The sequence below is a fragment of the Paenibacillus silvae genome, assembly GCF_014639235.1.
Taxonomy (GTDB): Bacteria; Bacillota; Bacilli; order Paenibacillales; family Paenibacillaceae; genus Paenibacillus; species Paenibacillus silvae.
Map to the genome: position 1 here is coordinate 273,956 of NZ_BMFU01000002.1, position 18,972 is coordinate 292,927.

General features: G+C 44.8%; 19 protein-coding genes. All 19 read right to left on the reverse strand.

Annotated features, from left to right (window positions below):
* Positions 1-88 precede the first annotated feature (88 nt).
* Positions 89-895 (reverse strand): ABC transporter ATP-binding protein, encoded by an 807-nt coding sequence (locus IEW26_RS07295; RefSeq protein ID WP_188591875.1) that lies wholly within the window; start codon positions 893-895, stop codon positions 89-91.
* Positions 892-1,716, reverse strand: coding sequence for an ABC transporter ATP-binding protein (locus IEW26_RS07300; protein ID WP_188591876.1), 825 nt, complete (start codon positions 1,714-1,716; stop codon positions 892-894). The genes IEW26_RS07295 and IEW26_RS07300 overlap by 4 nt, the downstream gene beginning before the upstream one ends.
* A gap of 4 nt (positions 1,717-1,720) precedes the next feature.
* Positions 1,721-2,584 (reverse strand): nickel transporter permease, encoded by an 864-nt coding sequence (gene nikC, locus IEW26_RS07305; RefSeq protein WP_373288437.1) that lies wholly within the window; start codon positions 2,582-2,584, stop codon positions 1,721-1,723.
* Entirely contained in the window at positions 2,581-3,522 is a 942-nt protein-coding gene (gene nikB / locus IEW26_RS07310; protein ID WP_188591877.1) for a nickel ABC transporter permease, read from the reverse strand. Before nikB (IEW26_RS07310) ends, nikC (IEW26_RS07305) begins: the two co-directional genes overlap by 4 nt.
* Complete coding sequence (gene nikA, locus IEW26_RS07315; protein ID WP_188591878.1) at positions 3,522-5,069, reverse strand: nickel ABC transporter substrate-binding protein; 1,548 nt, start codon at positions 5,067-5,069, stop codon at positions 3,522-3,524. Before nikA (IEW26_RS07315) ends, nikB (IEW26_RS07310) begins: the two co-directional genes overlap by 1 nt.
* A gap of 169 nt (positions 5,070-5,238) precedes the next feature.
* A complete protein-coding gene (locus IEW26_RS07320) occupies positions 5,239-5,931 on the reverse strand; it encodes a class I SAM-dependent methyltransferase (RefSeq protein ID WP_188591879.1) in 693 nt (230 codons plus the stop codon).
* A gap of 40 nt (positions 5,932-5,971) precedes the next feature.
* Complete coding sequence (locus tag IEW26_RS07325) at positions 5,972-6,820, reverse strand: DMT family transporter (RefSeq protein WP_229729717.1); 849 nt, start codon at positions 6,818-6,820, stop codon at positions 5,972-5,974.
* Between the two features lie 34 nt (positions 6,821-6,854).
* Positions 6,855-7,646, reverse strand: a complete 792-nt coding sequence (locus IEW26_RS07330; protein ID WP_188592377.1) for an ABC transporter ATP-binding protein — start codon at positions 7,644-7,646, stop codon at positions 6,855-6,857.
* Entirely contained in the window at positions 7,646-8,497 is an 852-nt protein-coding gene (locus IEW26_RS07335; protein ID WP_188591880.1) for an ABC transporter ATP-binding protein, read from the reverse strand. Before IEW26_RS07335 ends, IEW26_RS07330 begins: the two co-directional genes overlap by 1 nt.
* A 30-nt stretch (positions 8,498-8,527) precedes the next feature.
* Positions 8,528-9,385: a nickel transporter permease gene (gene nikC / locus IEW26_RS07340; protein ID WP_188591881.1), complete on the reverse strand. Its 858-nt coding sequence runs from the start codon at positions 9,383-9,385 to the stop codon at positions 8,528-8,530.
* Positions 9,382-10,326 carry a nickel ABC transporter permease gene (gene nikB / locus IEW26_RS07345; RefSeq protein WP_188591882.1) on the reverse strand — a complete coding sequence of 315 codons (945 nt, stop codon included), beginning with the start codon at positions 10,324-10,326 and terminating at the stop codon, positions 9,382-9,384. Before nikB (IEW26_RS07345) ends, nikC (IEW26_RS07340) begins: the two co-directional genes overlap by 4 nt.
* A 1-nt stretch (position 10,327) precedes the next feature.
* A complete protein-coding gene (gene nikA / locus IEW26_RS07350) occupies positions 10,328-11,929 on the reverse strand; it encodes a nickel ABC transporter substrate-binding protein (protein ID WP_188591883.1) in 1,602 nt (533 codons plus the stop codon).
* The gene (locus tag IEW26_RS07355; protein WP_188591884.1) at positions 11,926-13,266 is read right to left on the reverse strand and encodes an opine metallophore biosynthesis dehydrogenase; all 1,341 of its coding nucleotides are present in this window, start codon (positions 13,264-13,266) and stop codon (positions 11,926-11,928) included. Before IEW26_RS07355 ends, nikA (IEW26_RS07350) begins: the two co-directional genes overlap by 4 nt.
* A 14-nt stretch (positions 13,267-13,280) precedes the next feature.
* On the reverse strand, positions 13,281-14,087 hold the full coding sequence (locus IEW26_RS07360) for a nicotianamine synthase family protein (protein WP_188591885.1): 807 nt from the start codon (positions 14,085-14,087) through the stop codon (positions 13,281-13,283).
* A 441-nt stretch (positions 14,088-14,528) separates the two neighbouring features.
* The gene (locus tag IEW26_RS07365; protein WP_188591886.1) at positions 14,529-15,311 is read right to left on the reverse strand and encodes an ABC transporter ATP-binding protein; all 783 of its coding nucleotides are present in this window, start codon (positions 15,309-15,311) and stop codon (positions 14,529-14,531) included.
* Complete coding sequence (locus IEW26_RS07370) at positions 15,308-16,315, reverse strand: FecCD family ABC transporter permease (RefSeq protein WP_188591887.1); 1,008 nt, start codon at positions 16,313-16,315, stop codon at positions 15,308-15,310. The genes IEW26_RS07365 and IEW26_RS07370 overlap by 4 nt, the downstream gene beginning before the upstream one ends.
* A gap of 6 nt (positions 16,316-16,321) precedes the next feature.
* On the reverse strand, positions 16,322-17,302 hold the full coding sequence (locus IEW26_RS07375; protein ID WP_229729719.1) for an ABC transporter substrate-binding protein: 981 nt from the start codon (positions 17,300-17,302) through the stop codon (positions 16,322-16,324).
* 154 nt (positions 17,303-17,456) lie between these two features.
* The gene (locus tag IEW26_RS07380) at positions 17,457-18,110 is read right to left on the reverse strand and encodes a response regulator (protein ID WP_188591889.1); all 654 of its coding nucleotides are present in this window, start codon (positions 18,108-18,110) and stop codon (positions 17,457-17,459) included.
* A gap of 2 nt (positions 18,111-18,112) precedes the next feature.
* Positions 18,113-18,949 carry a sensor histidine kinase gene (locus IEW26_RS07385; RefSeq protein WP_188591890.1) on the reverse strand — a complete coding sequence of 279 codons (837 nt, stop codon included), beginning with the start codon at positions 18,947-18,949 and terminating at the stop codon, positions 18,113-18,115.
* Positions 18,950-18,972: the final 23 nt, after the last annotated feature.

Consider the following 18,972-nt stretch of genomic DNA (forward strand, 5'->3'; position numbering starts at 1 on the left):
AATCCGACCCTTTACAGAAAAGCTGGGTCGGATTTTTGTTATACAGTTATGTTTCTATTTTATTGAATTGCCTCTCTATCTCACATTCTCACGACTGATATCTGTGTACTAAACTTTGCGTGTAGGCATGCCTTTGGGATGAAAACAGCTCTCCTCTAGCAAAATTGTCGATGATTCGCCCCTGCTGTATAACCATTATTGTATCAGATACATGTTGAATTGTTCCTAGATCATGAGAAATGAACAAACAGGAAAAACCGATGCTCTTTTGCAAATTCGACAGCATGTCAACAATATGTGCCTGAGTAATCATATCCAGACTGGAAGTGGGCTCGTCCATCACAATCAGTGAGGGCTTACTGCTAATAGCTCTGGCAATAGCTACTCGCTGCTTCTGTCCGCCACTCAGTTGATGCGGATAACGATCCGTTATTTGAACGGGCAATTCAACCATCTCCAGCAAACGCCTCGCACATCTTTGTCTGTCGTGGCTGCAATCAGCCAGAATTGCAGGTGTTTTATTCAGGAGACTATCCAGAGGTTCCATGAGAGAATCTATAATTCGGAGCTGAGGGTTGAGGCTGGCTGCCGGATTTTGAAATACTGCCTGAATCTGTCCCTCTAAGGCCTGGTACTTAGCAACCTTTCCAGGACCTGCGAGTTCTTTTCCTTGAAAGCGGATTTGTCCAGCATCAATCTTTTCCATAAGTAAAATACAACGTGCCAGTGTGCTCTTACCGCTCCCGCTCTCTCCAATCAATCCGACGCATTCCCCTTCATGGAGATGGAAGGTAACACCGTCTAATGCTTTCGTTCGGATCTTGTGTTTCGTATGCCCTGCATAGCTTTTAATTACATTTTGAATTGCAAGTACGACCTCTCTATCTTCACTCATGACGAATCCCCCACTTTCACATGCTCTATTGAATGTTCGGGCTCAGTGCAGGTTAGTAAAGATTCGGCTGCCAGAAGCTTTCGAGTGTAGGCATGGGTAGAATGTGACAATACAGCTTGTGTTTCTCCTGATTCCAATATGTTTCCTTTACACATTATGGCGATCTGATCGGAGTAACCTCTCGCCAGCTTCAGGTCATGAGTAATAAATAAAATGGTACAGCCAGTATTGCTTCTCAGCCGAATTAACAACTCGAGGATGTCTGTTGCCGTAATCCCGTCAAGCGCAGATGTAGGCTCATCCGCAATAAGCAATTTGGGCTCAAGCATCATAGCTGTTGCAATAGATACCCGTTGTAGTTGTCCACCGCTTAGTTGGAACGGGTAGCTTTTAATCACGCGCTGTGCGGGTAAGCCGACATCCTCTAGAGCCTGAATGATGCGGTGTTGTCTTTTCTTACGGCCCCACGAGTAATGTTCCTGAAGCGTCTCATTCAACTGTTTCCCAATGGTAATAAACGGGCTGAATACGCTGGAATAGTCTTGGAAAATGTACCCGATCTCCTTACCGCGAAGCCGATTGATTTCTTTCTCGGACAATGTCTGAAGCGGCATACCGTTCAGCAGGATTTCCCCTGCTGAATGACGTACTTCATGGGGTAACAGCTGGCCAATCGACAGACCTGTCAATGTTTTTCCACTTCCACTCTCCCCTATGATGGTTAACCACTCACCAACATTGAGCGATAGACTGATATCATGTATGAGCGTCTGCTCACGAACGGCAAGTCGGAGTCCCTTGATTTCCAGTAATGTTGACATGCGCTCACTCCTTGCTGCGTTTGATATCAAGAATATCACGAATACGATCGCCTAGCATGTTGGACCAAAGCACCACGAGCATGATGGCAAGTCCAGGGGCAATCATGAGATAAGGTGAACTGTGAAAATAAAGCCTGCCCTCATTCAGCATCGCTCCCCATTCAGGTTCAGGCGGCTGTACGCCAAGACCTATATAGGAGAGCGATGCAATCATAAGAATAATCTTACCAATATCCAGTGAAGCGATCACAATCACATGAGACAATGCATGCGGCAGCAAGTGTTTCCACCAAATTTGATAGGAACGCAACCCGCTCAGGCGGGCAATAGTAACATACTCCTGTCCTTTCTCTGCAACGACGCTATTGCGAACAATGCGAGAATAGGTAATCCATTTGACCGAGATGATCGCAATCATCAGATTAAAAATACCTGGCCCCATTAGCCCACTGAGTACAATGGCAATGATGAAGTCTGGAAACGCCAGAAAAGCATCAGTTACTCGCTTATACACGCGATCCAGCCACCCTCCTGCATAGCCAGCTAATAAACCTGCAGGTATGCCAATGCTTAGCGCACCGAGCAGAACAAGCAGGCTTGTACCTACTGTATTACGACCTCCTAGCATCAGACGAGATAACAGATCGCGTCCAAGATCATCCGTTCCCAGGAGATGCTGCATGCTTGGTGGCAAGAGGCGTATTCCGAGCTGAACCACATAAGGGTCATATGGAGTCATATACGGTGCGCAAACTAAGGCCAGTACCACTATGATGAGCATGATGATATGAGTATTATTAAATCTGTTTACTTTGAGTCGGTTTGCTTTAGCTTGGCGCTGGCCACTCTTCATCCCTGGAAACCTCATGAGCGCTCCCCCTTCAATCGGATTTCGGGATTGAGCTGATCATGAACAAAGTCTACCAGCATGTGCATAAAGGTAACGATAATACCCATAAGCACCATGTACCCTTGGATGACTGGATAATCGCGGCTTTGAATGGCATCTACGATGTACTTGCCCAGGCCGGGATATGCAAACAGCACTTCAACCACGACCGTTCCTCCAAGCAAGCTTCCAATACTAATGCCAAACATCGTAACAACCGGGGTTAACGCATGCCGAAACGCATGGCGCCATAACACACGTCTTCCCCCAATACCTCGCGATCGTGCCCCACGGACAAAATCCTGTCCCAGACTTGCGAGCAAACTCGAACGAATGAGTCTCACATATACTGCTGACATGGTCAATCCCAGTGTCAATGAAGGCAGCACCAAATGTGCTAAGCTGCCTGTGCCCATGGAGGGAAGCAGGTGTGCTCTCACTGAGAAACCTTCTATTAAAAGAAGCCCCAGCCAGAAGCTAGGGACAGAGGTGCCGAGTACAGCCAAAAGACGGCTGATTCGGTCTATCATACGATTAGGATATAAGGCAGACAGCGTACCGAGCGGCACGGCAATCAGCAGTAAAACGAGTAGTGAGGTGCAGGTCAGCAGTAATGTTGCAGGCAACTTGTTCAGCAGTTCCTCCGTTACGGGACGTTTGGTCATATACGAAGTGCCCAGATCAAGATGCACAAGACGCGACAGCCACTGCCCAAACTGTACAAGCACAGGCTGGTTGAGCCCGAGCGCTTCCCGTTGCTGCTCCAGTTGTGAAGAGGTCACGGCTACATCATCAGAACGAAGCATCTCTCTGACTGCATCGCCGGGAGCTAGTTTCATTAAGACAAAGCTGATCAAGGATAACAATAAAACAAAGAGAACAAATTCTATGCTCCGTTTCAAAAGCGTATGTCTCATTATTCAACATCCAATTGATTGGTCAGCATGTAATATTCACTTTTACTGGTCACCCAATGTTTCACCCGGTCCTTATAAGCAACGAGGATATTCGGATGCACAAGGTAGGAATAATAGGTTTCCTGATCGATATAGCTCAGTATGTTCTGAATGAGCGCTGTTCGTTTATCCGTATCCACCATTTGATCAAGCTCATCAATCCATTTGGTTAACTGAGGGTCATCGATTTTGCCAAAATTAAGCGAGCCATCGGGTTTGAAGGAAACGTTCAGGAAATAGGAGGCATCTCCGCGCGGTGCAATAAGCGGACTGTATGTGCCTAGGTCCCAATCATCCTTGGTCAGCAGATAGTCTTCATATTGATCCAAAAATTCTATCGAAATGTTGATGCCAATCTCCTTCGCCTGAGCCTGTAACACCTGTGCAAAAAGTGGAAACTCTGCTCGTGAAGTGTAGGTGACTAGCTTTAAGCTTAACGGTTTGCCATCTTTGCTTACTTTGCCTTGAGTCACCTGATAACCGGCTTTTTGAAACCATTCCAGAGCGGCTTCTGTGCCTGTCTTTCTGTTTTCATATTTCGGGTTGAAGGAGAAGTTTGGCATAAACGGACCAGCAGCTACAGTGGCTTGTCCACCCATAATAACATCCTTCAATTCTTCACGATTGGCAAGTGCGTCAAAAGCTTTTCTAACGTATTTGTTCTGGAACTCAGGCTGATGTGTATTGAAAATAAGCTCATGTGTTTTCAAGCTCAGTACCGATTCAATATGCAGGCTTGTATCAGCCTTCATTGTTTCCATGCTTTCAACAGGTGGACGATAGACGATATCCGCATCTCCAGACATCAATGCAGACAGGCGAGCACTCGCATCTTCGTTGAAATTGAAGGAGGCACGACTAAGCTTGGCTGCTCCTCCCCAATAATTATTATACCGTTCGACCTTGAGCGAGCTACCCGCTGTAAACGATGTAACCTTGAATGGCCCTGTACCCACGGGCTTATGATCCGGGTCAGCTGCATTCACGTCCATAATCGACGTATTCGGGTGAACCAGTTCGGATGGAAATTGAGGAAACGGCTGCTTGGTGGTAATGCTCAACGTTTGACCAGATGCACGCATTTCTTGAATCTTCAACACCTGCTCGACACCCGGATTCACCTGAATTGCCCTTTCCAGGGATTTCCGCACTGCTTCTGCATCAAGTGCTCGGCCATCCTGAAACGTGACGTCGGGTTTGATCTCAAACGTCCAGTGCTGTCCGTCCGTTGTATCCCACTTGTCAGCCAGCCATGGTTGGATCTTCAGATCCTCTCCAAGCTTGACCAATGTTTCCGTAACCCCAGCTCTTAAAGGGGTGTAATCTTGATGGGGATCTATCGTTTGACTTGCAAAGTTAAATAAAAAACTAACTTCTTTCTCTTTTGTTTCGTTTGTTGCCGCAGTTGGTGTTGCTCCCTCTTTGGATGCACTGGAGCATGCCGAAATGACAAGCAGTGTACATAACACCAGAAGCATCATTAATTTTCTTTTTGTCTGCAAAGCCATCTAACCTCCATTAATCATTCATACATTAATCATTTGTACCATCTCAAAATGAGAACGTACGCAAAAACAGTACGTGTTCTATCGTACTTGATGACATGCATATGTGTAATAGCTCCAACGAGCTATTCATCACTAAAATTTGTGACAAAAAAAATCAAACTATTTAAAGTTATTCTGATCTTGGAGCTGAAAATTGAAATAAATAGGATTGTTCATAGGCAAATTGAAGCTGATCGGCCACACTGTTATACCATTTTTTCCCGTGACTCAGATCTACGAAGTCTGTGGCCTTCATACGACGCAGGCTAACTTGAAATCCAGCTTTCATGAAGGCTTCGGTTATCGTATCCAGCGAGTGATCCTGCATCGGAACGGCTGCATTGCTGTCGATCCGTTTCCGAATGGCAGGCAGACTGGTGTTATTACTATAGTCGGCAAAAGTTGCATAATAAATGCCGCCAGGTTTGAGACAGGTCCTGATCTGCAATGCATGTTCCTCCAGGTTCGGAAGCAGATACAGCACAGCCAAACTAAAAGCGCGATCAAACCGATTCACAAACCGCTCGGGTTGCCCTGTCGCATGGAATTCAAGCGGATAGTCGCCTTTGCGATCGTTGGCAATCTCAATGGAACGTCGAGCCAGATCAGTCCCCACTCCTTCTTTGAATGGTCGAAGTTCATACAAAAGCTTGAGAAATCCTCCCTGGTTACATCCAAAATCGAGAACACTGCATTGCTCCAGATTCTCCTCAGGAATAAAGCCTAGCACTCTCTTCCAGTGAGGAATATGATCTTCCTCCATGCCCTGATCCCCTTCTTCGGGATGCTTCCACCATACATCATATAATGTCTGTTCATTCAAGAGCATAACCTCCTTCATTTGTAGTACGTACCTTAAAGCTCTATCGCATTTTGTCAGAGCCTCTTCGACTGGATAGGGCAATACATCCCGCAACAATCATCAAACCACCAAATAAGGTCAGCACATCCGGAATTTCCTTCCAGAATATAAAGCCAAACATTCCGTTCAATACCAGACCGAAATAGCTGACGACCTGAACCACGATGGCACTTTCATGTGTGAATGCGCGGGTCAGGAATACTTGTCCAAGCAGTGAAACCACACCAATGGCTAGAAGGTACACCGATTGCATCAGGTCTGGAATAATAAATTGCTGCGACATAAAGGGCAATGCCACCAGCGCTGAGGTAGCGACAAAATAAAACACTATTTCATAGGCTGGATGAGTCTTACTCAAGTAGCGAATGGAGATCCCGGCTGCTGCCGAAAAGACAGCGCTTAATATCCCGACCAGAGCATAGGCAGAATAACTGGCATACTCATGGGGCTTGATCAGAAATATTGCACCCAGGAAAATCAAGGGCAGTATCGCTATAGTTCTGCGGGAAAGTCGCTCTTTCAGGAAAATAACCGAGAGCACAATGACAAAGACGGGTGACATCTGTGCAAGTATGCTCGCATCAGTTAAAGGAATCTTGGACAAGGTGAAAAAATAGGCAAGCATATACAATCCGCCGAGCAGACCTCTTAATGCCAGCATGGGAACTCCTGTTCGGGAAAAAGAAATCTGTCCATAATGCATCAATACGAGGATCAGAATAGTTCCTATCAGTCCGCGAAAGAAAGCAATCTCTGCCGGTGGAATCGTCGCACTGACCTCTTTCACAAGAACATTCATCACACTGAATACCAATGAGGAGAACAACGCTAACCATACACCGTTTTTCATGAGAACCTCTTTCATCATAACTTGTGTAAAAAAACTATTGCTCCAGGTCATATACCGCTGAAAGCAGGCATTTTGTATAATCATGTCTCTCTGGCTCGCTGATTTGCTCGCTTGCAAACTCATCAACGATTGCCCCATCCTTCATGACAAGGATTCGATTGCTCATCTGATGAACGGCTGCAATATCATGGGAGATGAATAAGAATGACATCTCCAGCTCGGTTTGCAATTGTTTTAACAGCTTGAGAATATTCGCTTGCACGGTAACATCCAGGCTGGAAGTGGGCTCATCAACGATAAGCAGCTCTGGCTTGAGGCTGATGCCTCTTGCAATGGCTACCCGCTGGCGTTGTCCACCGCTCAGTTCATGAGGGTAACGATCCAGATGTTCCAGTCCCAGTCCCACCATCTCCAGCAGCCTTACCGATGTTGCACGTCTGTTCTCCCTGACATCTACCAGAAAAGGAGGTTTAACCTCTGGAAAATTGTCCAAAGACTCCAGTACAGAACGCCAGACAGGCAACCGATCATTCAGGGAGGCATTACTATCCTGAAATACAACCTGAATGTGTTGCCTCATCTTTCGGAGCGTATTCTTTTTCGCCTTTACAAGTGAGGCTCCCAGCATTCGTATATCTCCATGATCAGGTTTTTCCAAGGCCAGCAGCAGTCGAGCCAGCGAACTTTTGCCACTGCCGCTCTCGCCAACTAGCCCCAGACACTCCCCTTTTTGGATGGTGAACGAAACCTGATGAACTGCTCGGACCGCATCCCTACCTCGTCCATAGGTTCTAACCAGGTTTTTAACCAGCAATAAAGGCTCCATCATCTGTTACCCCCAAATTGTGTTTCTTGAGGACTCATATGCTGCTTGCGAGAGATAGTCGGACAAGCCTTTAGCAGTGCTTGCGTATAGGGATGGTGGGGGGCATGCTTAATCTGTTCCCGGCTTCCTGTTTCCACAATATGGCCACGTTGCATGACCGCGATTCGGTTCGAACGCTTAACAACCTGCCTCAAATCATGAGAAATCAACAAAATTGCGCAACCGACTTCATGCTGAAGCTCCTCCATCAAGTCCATGATGGCTTGTCCAGTGATGACATCAAGCGCGGTGATCGGTTCATCTGCAACCAGCAGAGCCGGCTTCAGCATCAAAGCGGCTGCGAGGACAATTCGCTGCAATTGTCCTCCGCTCAACTGAAAAGGATAGCTCCGAAAGGAGCGTTGCGCAGGAAGGTTTACACGGTGTAGCCAGTCTAACGCCATTTCTTTCGCTTCCGCTCGCGTAGCCCGGGTATGTGTACGAATGACTTCGATCAACTGATGGCCAACCTTCATGAACGGAGTGAAGCTGCCACGATAATCCTGAAACACACAACCAATTTCTTTACCTCGCAGCGATTTCACGTACCCTGCGCGTGACTCTAACAAGTTTATCCCTTGGAAAATAATCTGCCCATGGGTAATGGTGAGTGGTTTGGTCAGAAGACCGGCGACCGCACTGGCTGTAACACTTTTTCCACTTCCACTTTCTCCGACAAGCGCCAGTGTTTCTCCGATACGAATATCAAACGAAATATCTTCCGTAATTCTGTGGCTGTGTCCCTGATGGACGGCACTGATCGTCAAATGATTTACATTCAGGATGGGTTGCCCTTCCGTTAATCTCCTCAATGCTTCTCCCTCCCTTCACCTGAAACCATTTTAACGATTACGTATGTCCAAATGATCCCGAATAGCGTCACTGATCAGATTAGAGCTGAATACAACCATCAGAATGCATAACCCAGGGTAAATCATCAGTTGTGGAGCCGACTGGAAGTACGAGCGTCCCTCATTCAGCATTGCCCCCCACTCTGGAGCAGGAGCCTGCACACCCAGACCGAGAAATGAAAGCATCGATATCAGCAGAATGAAACGACCTACATCGAGTGCAGCCATGACCGCGAGCGGCGACGCAACCTGTCTTACCAAATGACGATAAAGAATGATCCACATCCCGCTGCCAGCCACAACAGCAGCTTTGACATAATCTTTTTCCTTTTCGAGCAGCACAATACTCCTTACCAATCTTGCATAGGTAATCCATTTCACACACGCCACAGCCAGCATGACATGAAGCAGACCTGGACCAAGAAAGCCGGCAACAGCAACAGCCAATAGAAATTCAGGAATTGCACCAATGCCATCGACGGTTCTCATAAGGAACGTATCCAGCTTACCACCCCAAAATCCGGATACCATGCCGATGGGAACACCTATAAGGATGACTGTAGTCAACACCAGAAAGGATGTGCTCATCGTTGTTCGGGTCCCATCTATAATGCGGGACAAAATGCATCTGCCCAGATGGTCAGTACCTAGCGGAAATTCGGCACTGGGTGGAAGTAAACGATCGGACATACCAACCAGCAGAGGATCGTTAGGTAATATCCAGGGTCCAATGAGAGCGATCAGGAGGAAAAACAGAATAATGCCCGCACCGAGCCGCAGCAGCAGACTCGATCGAAGACGTTGGACTCTGTGAAACTCCACAGGGTTCTCAAGAGATGTCCATTTCACATGTTTCTCCCCCTTCCCGAGCGAATTCGGGGATCGAGCAGACTATAACTAAGGTCCACTAACACATTGGCCGTCACAATAAATATGCCTGTGAGAAGAACATATCCCTGAATAACCGGATAGTTACGTTGAGTGATCGCCTCCATAACCATGCTTCCCAGACCCGGCCAGGCAAAAAGGGTTTCAGTCACAACTGAACCGGCCAGCAGAGCACCCAGACTCATCCCGAAAATCGTAATGACTGGCAGAAGAGCGGCACGAAGCGCATGTCTAGCGATGACCCTCCACTCCGCTAAGCCTCTTGCACGCGCGGCACGTACATATTCCTGAGATAGCGCATCCAGCAATCCCGACCGTAGCAGACGAATGTACTCAGGGGCCATGACAAACCCCAGTGTAATGGATGGAAGCACGAGATGCCTGACGTTGCCACTGCCCATCGTAGGCAGCCAGTTTAGCTTGAAGGCAAAGGCGTAGATCAACAATAAGCCTAACCAGAAGCTGGGGATGGAGGCTCCGATCAGTGTGAATAGTCGACTGAGATGATCCGGCCATTTCCCTTTATATTTTGCAGCCAATATGCCAAGCGGCACGGATATCAGCAATATTACAATGATCGCACCCGAAGTCAGGTATACTGTGGCAGGAAGCCGATCCATCATCAGATCCCACACGGCTCGATGGTTAACAAATGACGTTCCGAGATCTAGCTGAATCACGCCCCGAAGCCAGAGACCATACTGCTGTACGAGTGGCAAATTCAGCCCAAGCTGTTCCCGTACCTGCTCCTGATCCGATAGGGAAACGGCCCCCTCACTGGCCTTTAATATCGTGAGCACGGGATCACCCGGAGCCATCTTCATAAGCAGGAATGTCGCCAGACTTAGCACGAAAAGTACAAAAATCAGATGAATAATGCGTGAAAAGAACTGACGAAACATGTTACTTCACATCCAGTGCACGAGTTACAATGTAAAACTCCTCTGCTCCAGGCTTCCAGCCGGTTACCCGCTGATTGATCCCTACCAGAATGCTGGGATTGATGATATAGGAATGAGGCAAAGCTTTGTTAATCACTTTAACCGCCTGCTGTGTAAGCTTGTTGCGCTTCTCCGTATCACCTGTCTCATTTAGTTCCTTCAGAATAGGCTGCAATCCATCAACTTCAATATTGGCAGGGTTATAAGAACCTCCTGGAACATATGCGGAATTCAGAAATGAACCTCCGTCTCCTCTTGGCGATGTTAAATAACTCGATGTAGATATATCCCAATCGCTATGATCTGCAATATAAACTTCCGGATATTCCACAGAAACAATCTCAATCGTAATACCCGCTTGGGCTGCTTCAGACTGAACCACCTGCGGGATCAGTGGCAATTCGGGATTTACTCCTGTAAAGGCGATAAGCTTCAATGCCAGCAGCTTGCCATCCTTTTGTAATTTTCCATCTGAGCCTTTTGTGTACCCTGCACTTTCCAATAGCTGAAGTGCACCTTCTACGTCTGTTTTCTGATACCCTTCTTTGTTGCCAAAAGGAAGAGTAGCATTAAATGGCCCATTGGCTGGTGATGCATGACCAAGCATAATATCCTGCACAATTGCATCCCGGTCAATCAGTTTGTCAAAGGCCTCTCGGACACGGTGGTCACTGACGCTTGAGCTTGCAGGATTATAGGTGAAATAATGTGTTCTCAAGCTCGTAACAGAGCTAACGTTTAGCTCGTTGTCAGCTTCGATGGAGGCCAGCATCTCTGGAGACAAATGAAATACAATGTCCGCTTGCTTGGACTGAAAAGCGAGTGTTCTGACATTGGCATCAGCATTAAATTTGAATGTAACCTCGTTTAACTTGGCCTCACCATCCCAGTAATTGTCGTTACGCACCAGATGAATTTCGCTGCCTGGTGTGAAGTTTGTAACCTTGAACGGACCGGTTCCTACCGGGGCAATGTTGAAGGCTTCTTTGCCCATTTGATCCTCGGCCGCTACACTAATAATGCTAGTGGTTGGATGCACCAGTTCTGTAGGGAATGCCGGGTAAGGCTCGGTAGTCTTAATTCGAAGCTGTTGTCCGTCCGCCTCCATTGAAGCGATTTTAAGAGCGGCGGCAAGTGCTTTACTGTCGGCAATGCCACGCTCAAATGATGCTTTTACCGCTTGAGCATCCAGTGGTGTTCCATCCTGAAATTGTATGCCTTCCCGAATCGAGAAGACCCATGTGTAATCATCCTTCGCTTCCCAGTCACTTGCGAGCCACGGAGAAACCTGCATATTTTCATTCAGTCGCAATAATGTTTCCGTTACACCAGCACGTAGCGCAATCCACGTATTGTGCGGATCCAACGTATCATTGGGAAGACTATGTATGATCGTAATATTCTTGGATGTCGATACAGTTGGACTCTTTTCCTTGTCAGATGAACCAGAAGCATTATTTCCCGCGTTGTTCTGATTACATCCGGACAGAAATATGACCGTGCATAACATCAAGATAAGTCCCAAGAAGACTTTACTGTGCTGTGATCGAATCCATAAACTCATGATTTGAAAACATCCTCTCTACCCTTTAAATTTTGTGTTTGCATTTCCGGGATAATGGTCTGTGCTTCCTCCAATGTGCGGTCATGGACAAGCTCAGAAGGGAATCTTCCTGCTCCTTGTTGCTCCATGAACGTTCCTAATTGATGTTCAAAGTTCAGCAATAGTGTGCTGGCTTGGGGCATTGGAATTTGTAATGTTTGTCCAACATGGTACAACAGCTTTAATTTCCTGTAATCTTCATAAGGAACACGTGGAATAACCCATTTCCCATGCTGATCCAGGCTTACCTGCTGGTAAGGTACGGCTGCGAATGGACGATATTGACCCTGTTTGTCAGGGGTGGAGAATGGATCAATGAGAAGTGAAGCGTACCTGACATACAGCAAATACTCCTGATGAAGTTCATCAAGCTGAACGAATTCCTCGATATCTGATCTGGAGAGTGATTGCTCCTGGACAGGATAGTTGTCATCATTCATAAATTTCAGCAGATTCATCGGCTCTGCTCCAAACTTCATAAGCACGCTGGAAATTTCCTTCCACAGGCGCACCATACTGCGGATTGTGCCCGATGTAACAGGGCCTTCCGGGTATAGCTTATACATATATTTGGTGGAGCGAGTAAGGCTGAAAATTTCATTTAACGAAAATGAATCCATAAAAAACGGTGGATGCACATAGGTCGTAATGCTTCTGCTTTCGGCTTCGATGGGGGAAGACATGCATTCAGCTTCAATGCCCAAACTATTCAAAAATTGTTGAAGGTGGAGCAGCGTACGACTGCTTGTGCGACTGGAACCGATGTAAATCTTCTTCTTCAAGCCTTTGACCATTGATTTCAGGAAAGTAGGCATAGCTGGATCAAATTTTGTAGCTGCATAGTATGTGGAGAAGCTGATCACCTCTATGCGCTCACGCGCAACGCCAAGGCTTTCCTGTACAAGCATGTTCGAACCGATTCCCGGCGAGATTAGAATGATACGTTTAACCCGAAGCTTGTAATCCAGCTTTAATTCACGGATGACATCAACGTAGCTGTGACAGGGAACGCACATAACAATCGTTTGCCAATCGTCTTCTATCGTGTCGAATCCTGCATAAAACCTGTCCAGACGGGCAGTTGCCGAAAAATGTTTGGCGCGTTCAACCAGAACCTCTGTGGATACGTAGAATTCGTGCTCATCAAGCTCTGTTTGAAGTCGCTGTGTGTGTGTTCCCTTCCGGTTCGCTATACCCATCTGATCAGACCAGCCTTTGGACAGATCCACGGCAACATGAATCCCCGCCGGGCCTGCGCCAACAATCAAGACGGTGCCCAGAGCCGATTTTTCTTGCATCTTGTCCCACCTCCTTACCTTCTCTGTATGACACTGTGCTTCGGTTCAATAATCATCGTTTCATAGAAACCTTTCCCTGCGGAGATCGAAGTTTTTCTCCAATCGTCTGACAACTCCTCTTCAACCGGGTAATTGAAAAGGGATTTTAATCCATTGCCATAGCGCATCAAGATTCGTGTGTCGAGTTGAATTCTTCCTTTGAGATCATTCAGGATATCCAGTTTGTTACGAACTAGAGAGGCAATGATGATATGTGTAGCCTTACTCACAAAAGACAACTCAGCGATCGGTCTTCCAGAGAAAACAATTCTGTCGGCAAGCCCCCAGGTGTCGGCTACTTTCCTCCCCTTTTCAACAGCCTCCGGATCGATGTCGAGACATACAACTTCTGCACCCGTTTCATGAGCGATGGTCAATGCGGAGAGAGGAAATGCACCTGAGCCAATAAAAAGAACTTTAGAGTGCGGATCAAGCTGGAAATCCCGAAGCTCGCTTCGGACGGATTGTGAGAGTATTTCGATATACTCACTCACATTCAAACGATTCTCAATCGCTAGAGCAGATTGATACTTTTCCATTTCACACAACGCTTGTACAGATGTTTCGCGAAGTTGGGTGCCATATAACTGGATTTCCTCCTGACTTCCCCACGCAAGCCACTGTCTGTCGTTTTCCTCCAACGTCATAAATTGACAAAGTGAATCCAGCTTCAGTTGTAAAAGATCAAAACATTCTTCATGTTCCTTGGCATAGGCATTTAATTGCTTAATCTCGTATTCTAATGATCTCAAGGAAAGTAAGAAGGCATATTTACTTTTCAATGTATTTCCTCCGTTCTGGATTAGAAACCTCATTAATCCTTATTCATTGGAGTATAAACAGAGCTGTAAATAAAGCGCTAACATTATGCTGTTCATAGTGTACATAAAAAGATATTTTTTCCATATAGCTCAATTTAGCTATAGTGATAGTCGTTTTGTGTCTAATTTGTGAGATCAAGGAAGATCATAATATATTTCTGACGGACCGAGCCTTTCTAATATGCTGCTTTGTGTCAATACACCCACTCCAATAGAGCGACATTTATTAACCTACGCACATTAAAAAGTCCGCAACCGCTAATTGTGGTTACAGACTTTCAGTAGTACATATTCCTATGTTTCAATTAATTTAGATAAAAAAACATCTATTTCATGCACTTTACTGACAGTGGTACTTTTACGCCGGGATTTGTAACAAACATGGGAGGCGGATAAACAAATTTATTCTTTAAAAAGCTGAAAGTTGTAGACGGAAATGGGTTCAGTTTCAATATTTTTTATCTCAGCATCCACGTAAAAAACATCACGTAACATTTCTTTTGTAATTACTTCTCGAGGCGTTCCAAAGTTATATACTGCTCCAGATTGAAGCACAATGATGTGATCTGAAATCATGGCTGCTTGATTAATATCATGTAGGACCCAAATAATGGTAAGACCTTGTTCGCTATTTAACCGTTTAATCAGTTCAATGATTTCGAGTTGATGATGGATGTCTAGATAAGAAGTAGGCTCGTCTAATAACAAAACAGCAGGCTGTTGGGCAATAGCCATCGCGATCCACGCCCGCTGGCGTTCCCCTCCCGACAAACGATCTAGTGTTCTTTCCGCTAAATCCATTAAATGAGTAAGTGAGATGGCTTGATCAACAATGGCATGGTCTTCTTGATTCAATCGTTCGAATTTACTTTTATGAGGGAAACGACCATATTCGATAAGTTGCCTAACTGTTACCTCAGGATTACTCTCATGGACTTGCATTAAAAAGGCTAACTCTCTTGCAAAAGCTTTTCTGCCCCATGTATTGATATCCCTATTTTTAAATAGAATCTCTCTGGCTGTAGTCCGAATTTGCTTTCCCAGCGCTTTTAATAGTGTACTTTTACCACAGCCATTGGGACCAAGAATACTATGAATCTTTCCTGCTTCAAACGTAAGGTTTAGAGCTGAAATGACTTCATTTTCATGATATCCAATATGAGTATTCTTCGTCTCCAGTGTCATAATGTTCTCTTCTTTCGTAACAAATATAAGAAAAATGGAGCACCTATAACACCCATAATAATGCCCACAGGCAGCTCAATTGGTGCGAAGGCAATACGGCCAATGGTGTCAGATAAACACAGAACGGTCACTCCCAGGAGTGCTGAAGCAGGAAGTAATATCCGATAATCATTCCCCACAAGCATCCTGGCAGCATGAGGTACGATTAATCCCACAAAACCAAGCATGCCCACGATACTTATTGCACTTGCAGCAAGCAAGGCGCTTACAGCAATAAACCATAAACGGTACCCCTCTGTGTTTAATCCCAGTGATTTCGATTCTGAATCCCCGAGCAACAGTACGTTCATTCGTTGAGCACTTAATAGTGCCAAAAGTAATCCAATAATGCTGTATGGGATAATCGTCTCGACATGTCCCCAGCTTTTAGCAGACAGACTTCCTACCATAAAGGAAACCGCACCTTGTATACGATCACTATAAAAAGTATACAGTGCGGAGACCCCAGAATTTAAAAAAGCAGATGTTGCTACCCCAGCAAGAATTATTCTCATTGGAGAAACGCCTCTATCCCAAGCAAGTAAATAGATTAACAAAGCTGAAGCCAGCGCTCCAACAAACGCAACTGGTACTAACAAATGTGAGAATGCCGGGAAAACCAGCAACATGGTGGTTCCAAATAACCCCGCACCAGAGGAAACACCTATGATGTGGGGATCAGCCATAGGATTGCGCATAACTCCTTGTAATAATGTGCCTGAAAGTGCTAGATTTATACCCACAAATACGGCTACAAGTGTACGTGGCAATCTGATATTCCAGATAATTGTGTAATAATCAGAACTTGTATTTCCGAATAAAATACTTAGAATAGACCGTACATCCACGGAGACAGCTCCAAAGCCTAAACTAATGATGATACTAATTATGGCGGAGCTCATAAAAAGTCCAATAATAAAGAGCTTCCAGTTCAGTTTGTTTTTAAAGCCGCTATTCTTAATCATATTCGTTTAATTAGGTTGACTTGCAGTGATCAAGTCTGCCATATATTTATAGGATTCGGCAACATCAACACCAGGAGCAATTGCAAATTTATGTTTGGGAAGAAAGAACATTCTGTCATTTGAGACAGCTGAAAGTGATTTCCATGCTGGATTGGATTTGAAATTTTTCTCAATCATTTCTTCTGCTTCCTCATTCGTTGTATGAGAAAGAATAAAGAGATAATCAGGATTAATCATTACCATCTCTTCCATGCTAAACGGAATATATCCAGCAAATGCTTCTCCAACTATGGATACTGTAGCATTACGAAGTTTTAACTGATCTGCAATATCTACAGCTATGGTTGAACTTTGCTCAACATATGCAGTGTCTCCCATGACAGTTAGTATGGCATAAGTCGGCATTTCTTTCTGGTCTGGAATCTGCGCGATCGTTTGATTGATATCTGAGTTCATTTTATCTACAAGCTCTTTGGCTTTTTGTTCATTACCCGTAATTTTCCCCATTAAAATCGTATTCTGTTTTATGTCTTCGATAGATTGGGTATTCAAATTTGCTAAAGGAATGTTAGCTTCTTTGAACATTCCTCTCAATTTCCCATGGTCAAAGCGCTGACCAATCACCAATTCAGGCTTCAATTCGAATACCTTTTCCATATTAACCTCGTGCATCAATCCTACCTTCGGAACGTCTTTCGCTTCTGCAGGTGGATCAATGTTAAAGGGAGTCGGTACTCCCACTGCTTTTCCTCCAACTTGATAAAAGGAATGCAGTACCTGCTCATTCAAGATAACGATCCTTTGAGGTTTTTCCTGAAATGTAACGATTTCCCCATCAAAGTCTTTAAAAGTTAGATAAGGTTTAGCTGAATCATTTGCCGCAACATTTTCTATGTTCCCTTGTTGTTGTGAAGTACTTTGGCAACCACATACAATTAGAATTGTGACCAAAATACTGATTATGAATTTGAATCGGTGCTTCATCATTGTTATCCCCTTTGATCGTTTTCTTAAATTTTCACTCAACAAACCTAAGTCTATGGTAAATCATGTGAATAAATATATGCCTCAACTGAGCTATTTTTTAGCTTAGTGAGAAGAAAAACTAACAATGAATGAAATAACAGGATAAAGCTCACACCTATTGTCTGTTCGTATTCCAAACAAGTCCTTGCTCAAGAGCATAACGCGTTAATTGCACCCGATTTTGTAACTGTAGCTTCTGCAAAATATTTTTCAAGTGGTTCTTCACGGTGTATTCGGATATGTCATATTTCCCTGCAATTTCTTTGTTTGTCCATCCTTCAGCCACCCCATATAATATATCCAGTTCTCGGGTCGTCAGCTTAACTTCGGTTTTCTTCTTTTCTGTTACATTGACTTCCTTCAGAATCTGATAGGCAACATCTCTGGACATGGGAGCTTCCTCGTTAATGATAGAATGCAGATATTCAAGCCATGTCGTTGGTTCCAAATTTTTGAGCAGATATCCTTGTGCTCCTCTTTTGAGAGCTTCAAGTAGATGAATCATATCATCCGAAACCGTAATCATGACTATTTTCACATAGGGAAAACCGAGTTTGATTCTCCGCGTTGCTTCGAGTCCGTCCATAATGGGCATTTGAATATCCATTAAAATGAGATCGGGAAGCCACTTTTCCATGAAGTCAATCGCTGCTTGTCCGTTGTTCACCTCACCAATAATTTCAAAATGATTGTCCAGGCTCAAAATTTCACGAATGGCCTCCCTTGCATGGGCGTGATCATCCACAACCAGTACTCTTGTTGGAGTCATTGTCATATCAATCCCCCTTTTTGAATCTCGACGATGGTTCTTCCATCCTTACGATACATGTTCATGATCCAACCCATCTCATTACAGCGCTCCTTCATAATTCGTAAACCGAACTTGTTTTTCTTGGCAAATGGATCTCCCTCAAACCCTTGACCGTTATCCGACACAGTAATTTTCCAGCTATGACTCATCCCTACTGCAGTGATTGAGCCTTCAGTAGCTGACGCATATTTGTCCATATTAATAAGTGCCTCACGTATACAAGCAGATAATTCTATTTTTTCTTTATCATCTTGATGATGCTCCTCTAGATCCCAGTGAATATGGATTGGTGTACGGATGTCTTTAGACATCGCATGAACTTGCTTCAGAAGTGATGGTGAGGTCCGGTGTACAGGATTTTCGTCACGATCCAGTCGAAGATTGGTGATCGCTTGTCTGACATAACGATTTACCTCATGAATCGTTTTACGAATGGACAGAACGTTTTGTTCTTGTTGATTCCCGTTACTTCCTATTTCAAGCTTATCTGCCTTAACAGATAGCAAAAACAGAGATTGAGCTATTCCGTCATGAAGTTCTCGTGCCAGCTCTTCACGTGCTTCAAGTGCAGCTTTGGCAGAGCGTGCACGTTCCAATTCTTTCTGAATGTTTTCAAGGATACGGAATAGCTTGGTTAACAATGTAATCGTAACAAGATACACCAACACCGGTGTTAACCAATTGCCCAAATCCATCGAGATATAGGGTAATAAAAATTGATGTCTGACATATTCCCAAATAGCCACCGTAATGGTTGGAATGAAAAGAATCATCCATTTAATTTGTTTATAGGACATAATGCTCCTCCTGTATTTGAATA

What these genes read in the sequence shown, in the direction of transcription:
- IEW26_RS07295 (WP_188591875.1), bottom strand. Translation starts at nt 895, where the DNA reads ATGAGTGAAGATAGAGAGGTCGTACTTGCAATTCAAAATGTAATTAAA.
- IEW26_RS07300 (WP_188591876.1), bottom strand. Translation starts at nt 1,716, where the DNA reads ATGTCAACATTACTGGAAATCAAGGGACTCCGACTTGCCGTTCGTGAG.
- nikC (WP_373288437.1), bottom strand. Translation starts at nt 2,584, where the DNA reads ATGAGGTTTCCAGGGATGAAGAGTGGCCAGCGCCAAGCTAAAGCAAAC.
- nikB (WP_188591877.1), bottom strand. Translation starts at nt 3,522, where the DNA reads ATGAGACATACGCTTTTGAAACGGAGCATAGAATTTGTTCTCTTTGTT.
- nikA (WP_188591878.1), bottom strand. Translation starts at nt 5,069, where the DNA reads ATGGCTTTGCAGACAAAAAGAAAATTAATGATGCTTCTGGTGTTATGT.
- IEW26_RS07325 (WP_229729717.1), bottom strand. Translation starts at nt 6,820, where the DNA reads ATGAAAAACGGTGTATGGTTAGCGTTGTTCTCCTCATTGGTATTCAGT.
- IEW26_RS07330 (WP_188592377.1), bottom strand. Translation starts at nt 7,646, where the DNA reads ATGGAGCCTTTATTGCTGGTTAAAAACCTGGTTAGAACCTATGGACGA.
- nikB (WP_188591882.1), bottom strand. Translation starts at nt 10,326, where the DNA reads ATGTTTCGTCAGTTCTTTTCACGCATTATTCATCTGATTTTTGTACTT.
- nikA (WP_188591883.1), bottom strand. Translation starts at nt 11,929, where the DNA reads ATGAGTTTATGGATTCGATCACAGCACAGTAAAGTCTTCTTGGGACTT.
- IEW26_RS07355 (WP_188591884.1), bottom strand. Translation starts at nt 13,266, where the DNA reads ATGCAAGAAAAATCGGCTCTGGGCACCGTCTTGATTGTTGGCGCAGGC.
- IEW26_RS07365 (WP_188591886.1), bottom strand. Translation starts at nt 15,311, where the DNA reads ATGACACTGGAGACGAAGAATACTCATATTGGATATCATGAAAATGAA.
- IEW26_RS07370 (WP_188591887.1), bottom strand. Translation starts at nt 16,315, where the DNA reads ATGATTAAGAATAGCGGCTTTAAAAACAAACTGAACTGGAAGCTCTTT.
- IEW26_RS07375 (WP_229729719.1), bottom strand. Translation starts at nt 17,302, where the DNA reads ATGATGAAGCACCGATTCAAATTCATAATCAGTATTTTGGTCACAATT.
- IEW26_RS07380 (WP_188591889.1), bottom strand. Translation starts at nt 18,110, where the DNA reads ATGACTCCAACAAGAGTACTGGTTGTGGATGATCACGCCCATGCAAGG.
- IEW26_RS07385 (WP_188591890.1), bottom strand. Translation starts at nt 18,949, where the DNA reads ATGTCCTATAAACAAATTAAATGGATGATTCTTTTCATTCCAACCATT.